Source organism: Sulfitobacter sp. EhC04 (genome assembly GCF_001650875.1).
GTDB lineage: Bacteria > Pseudomonadota > Alphaproteobacteria > Rhodobacterales > Rhodobacteraceae > Sulfitobacter.
Window position 1 is genome coordinate 1 of record NZ_LXYI01000063.1, and the last position, 3745, is coordinate 3745.

Consider the following 3745-nt stretch of genomic DNA (forward strand, 5'->3'; position numbering starts at 1 on the left):
TGTCGGTCTGCCGGAGTTTTTGAGACTGCGATCCATTTGTTTTCAATGACTTACCTGTGTCGCATTTCTGAGACTGATTCAGGGTATGTGATACTGGACGCCGATTTGAGTCACCATTGGTGAGACTATCCGGCATCCATGCACTGAGTAAGTTATGTCCGATAATTTTCCAGCTGACAAGGATTGGGAAGAGGCCGAGCGCCGCGCGCAAGTGATCGCGGAGCTGCCGGTCCAGCTCACTCAGGGCAATGTCGACTGGGCCATGCGCCAGTTGAATGTCAGCCGATCCACGCTCTTTCGTCTGGTGAAGCAGTTCCGCGAAGACGGGCGGACCAGTGCACTGCTACGGGATACCCGGGGGCCCAAACCGGGCATGCAGCCCCTGAACCCGGCGGTGGACGAGATTGTCTCCCGCCATTTCAGGGAGTTTTATGCCACCCGCCGCAAGCCCACCAGGACACGGTTCTGGCGGGAGATCGCTGCCGATTGTCAGGCGCAAGGGTTGGCACCACCCTCGATCCGGCGTTTGGGCCGCTGGCTGGAGGGTTACGATCAGGCAAACCTGATGGCCCGACGTGAAGGCAAGGACAAGGCTGAGCGACGCCATCTGGCCACGCCGGGAGGCCTTACTGCAGACAGCCCTCTCGATATCGTCCAGATCGACCACACCAAGGCCGATGTGACAGTGGTCGACCCGGTGACGCGTTGCCCGCTCGGTCGTCCGACGCTGACTGTGGCAATCGATGTGAACACCCGCATGGTTTTGGGGTTTCATCTGTCGCTGGAGCCGCCATCGCTTCTGGCTGTTGCTCTGTGTCTGACCCATGCGGTGATGGACAAATCGCATTGGCTCACTGCGCGAGGTATCAGCACGGATTGGGCTGCGCAGGGTATCCCGATCGCGATTTACGTGGACAATGGCGCGGAGTTCCACGCGCGCGCCTTTGAGCGGGCCTGTTCCGAATATCAGATCGACCTGCGGCACCGACCACCGGGAACGCCGCGCTATGGCGGCCATATCGAGCGCCTGATCGGCACGATGATGGGCGCGATTCACCTGCTGCCGGGCTCGCATTTCTCGAATATTTTCGAGCGCGGTGATCTCGACGCGGAAGCCGAGGCGGTGATGACGCTCAGAGAGCTGGAAACTTGGCTCGCTCTCGAGATCACCGGCTCCTACCATGCGCGGGTCCACAGCGCGCTGGAAACGACACCTGCAGCGGCTTGGGCGGCGCGGACGAACGAGGTCCGGATCCAAATCCCGGCCGATCTCAGGCAGTTCCTGGTCGATTTCCTGCCCTCCGAGCAGCGAGTTTTGCAGCGCGACGGCCTGCATCTCTTCCACATCCGCTACTGGGCGGACGAGTTGCGCTGGCTGATGGGCCGGGAAAGCCGCAAGTTCACGCTCAAATACGACCCGCGTGATCTTTCGCGCATCTTCGTGCTGACAGAGAACGGGATCATCGAAGCCCGGCCGGCGGATCTGACCCGACCTGCGGTCACGCTCTGGGAGCACCGCGCAGCGCGACGCGCTTTGCGCGAGGCCGGGCGCCGGTCGGTAGATGAGGAACTGATTTTCAGGACGATCGAGGCGCAGCGCGACCTCGTCGACAGTGCCGAGCGGCAAACTAAGGCGATACGGCGCCACCAGGCGCGGCGGGCGCATCTGGCCCCTCTGCCGATGATCGATGTGACACCGGATGCCGCCGCGCGAGATGCCCTGCCTGCGCCGGAAGGGGAGGGGAGCCCGTTCCTTAGCCATCCCGGCTTCAAGGTCGAGGAGTGGTACGACGATGACTGAGTTCCCGCATCTCTATCCAGGAGCCGGCAAGATCGCGGCGCTCAGCGCCGAGGAGCGCATTCACCGGATTCGCGCCGACCGCTGGGTCTCCTATCCCAGGGCCGAGGCTGCCTTGGAGAAGCTGGAAACGCTGATGTCGTTTCCCGAGCGCGCCCGCATGCCGAACCTGCTCATTGTCGGTGACAGCGGCATGGGCAAGACGATGATCATCGAGAAGTTCACCCGCGATCACGCATCGAGCTTCGACGAGACCAGCGGACGGCTACATATGCCGGTTGTCGCCGTGCAGATGGTGTCTGGGCCTGATGAATCGCGCTTCTACCGCCGGATCCTGGCGGCGATCGGTGCCCCGGAGCCGCCTCGGGCGACACTGTCTGTGCTGGAAAGCCTGGCCTTGCGTCTGCTCGCCGAATTGCGTCCGGGGATGCTGGTCATCGACGAGATTCACAGCCTGCAGGCGGGGACGATCCGCGAACAGGCACGATTCCTGAACATGCTGCGCTTTCTGGGCAACGAGCTGCGCATCCCGCTGGTCTGTGTTGGTACAGCGCAGGCTCGCAACGCGCTGCGCACCGATGATCAGCTGGTGCGCCGTTTCGAGGCCTTCGCGTTGCCGCCTTGGCGCGAGGGCGAGGATCTGAACGGGCTGATGAGCACGCTCACGCGCACGCTGCCGCTTCGGCGCCAAAGCCAGATCGACGAGAAGGCACTCACGCGGATGATCAAGGTGACTGGCGGCATCACCTCGGGCATCTTTTCGATCTTGTCGCAGCTGGCGATCGCCGCCATCGAAAGTGGCGAGGAACGCATCCTCTCGCGCGATATTCTGGGCGGCGACCGGTTGCAGGCGGTCCTGGGAGAGCCGGTGTGACGATGTGCGGGCGCCTGCCGGTCGTATACGCCCCAGAGGCTGACGAGCGGCTGTCCTCCTGGATCGCGCGTATGGCCCCGTTCTACGCCATGACGGTTTCGGAATTCGTCGCCACGCTTGGCCTGAAGGGGCACGACGTGTTCGACCTGGAATGGCGTCTCTCGGAAGGGCAGGGGGCTCTGATCGCGGCTCGGATCGGCCTTTCGCCCGAAGCAGTGCAGGCCATGACATTCCGGGAGTTCGGGCCACAGGCGCGTTTGATGATCGCGCGGAAGAGCCGGTATTACTGCCCGTACTGTCCCGAAGAGCCGCAACGCAAATCCACAGCCCTGCCGTGGCGATTTCGCTGCCCGGTGCATGGTGTGGAGTTTCGGGGCGCCACCGGCGAGACCCTGTCCGATCGGTTCGGTACGGATTGCTTCAAGAAACTTGAAGGGCATGCCGAGGTCGGTGCCGCGCATCTCGATGCCTGGGCGCGCAGCGCGGGGCAGGGCGACCTGGAAGCGCCCGAAGTGCTTCAGCTTCTGACGGTGCGACATCGCCGGGCCTCGCCGCCGAACGTTTGCGAGCAGCCACGAATGTCTTTGAAAGACCGCCGGGACTATCATGATTTTTTGACCACGCCGATCATCCGACAGGCGCTCACGGTCGTAGTTCCCGAATACGATCAGGTGGCGCCAGTGCTTGCCAAGCCAGTGCGTCCCGGTCTCCACGCCCTGGCGCAGGGCTCGCTCTTGCAGTGTTTCGCGCTGGCGGTCGGCGCCGGGCGGATCATTGAGGATCCGGTCAAATGGGCGATCTCAGTCATGCTCATGAGCGATGCGGAGGGGCAGGGACGGGTCCGGCAGGCGATTGACGCATGGCCTCTTTCGTTGAGGCGAAGCATCTCGGCCCGGTTCTGGCGCGCTGAGCGCGACGAGAGAGCACGGCAGTCTGCAGAAAAAGCCGCGAGACAACGCCAGTCTCACAAACTCCGACTCATCCAGTCTCATAAATACCGGTACGGAATCTCATGAACCCCGGTTCGTTTTTCAGGGAAGTGCTTGAATCTCATCAACACCGGCCATCCGACA

3 protein-coding genes are annotated in these 3745 nt (G+C 62.8%); all 3 read left to right on the forward strand.

The features are described from left to right. Positions 1 to 154 precede the first annotated feature (154 nt). The 3 genes from A8B82_RS20455 to A8B82_RS20465 all read left to right on the forward strand — a co-directional run bounded on the left by A8B82_RS20455 (position 155) and on the right by A8B82_RS20465 (position 3688). Positions 155 to 1801: a Mu transposase C-terminal domain-containing protein gene (locus A8B82_RS20455; protein WP_067296744.1), complete on the forward strand. Its 1647-nt coding sequence runs from the start codon at positions 155 to 157 to the stop codon at positions 1799 to 1801. Then, on the forward strand, positions 1794 to 2672 hold the full coding sequence (locus A8B82_RS20460) for a TniB family NTP-binding protein (protein ID WP_067296747.1): 879 nt from the start codon (positions 1794 to 1796) through the stop codon (positions 2670 to 2672). Before A8B82_RS20455 ends, A8B82_RS20460 begins: the two co-directional genes overlap by 8 nt. Before the next feature lie 71 nt (positions 2673 to 2743). Beyond that, positions 2744 to 3688 (forward strand): TniQ family protein, encoded by a 945-nt coding sequence (locus A8B82_RS20465; protein ID WP_235604754.1) that lies wholly within the window; start codon positions 2744 to 2746, stop codon positions 3686 to 3688. The last annotated feature ends 57 nt before the right edge of the window (positions 3689 to 3745 follow it).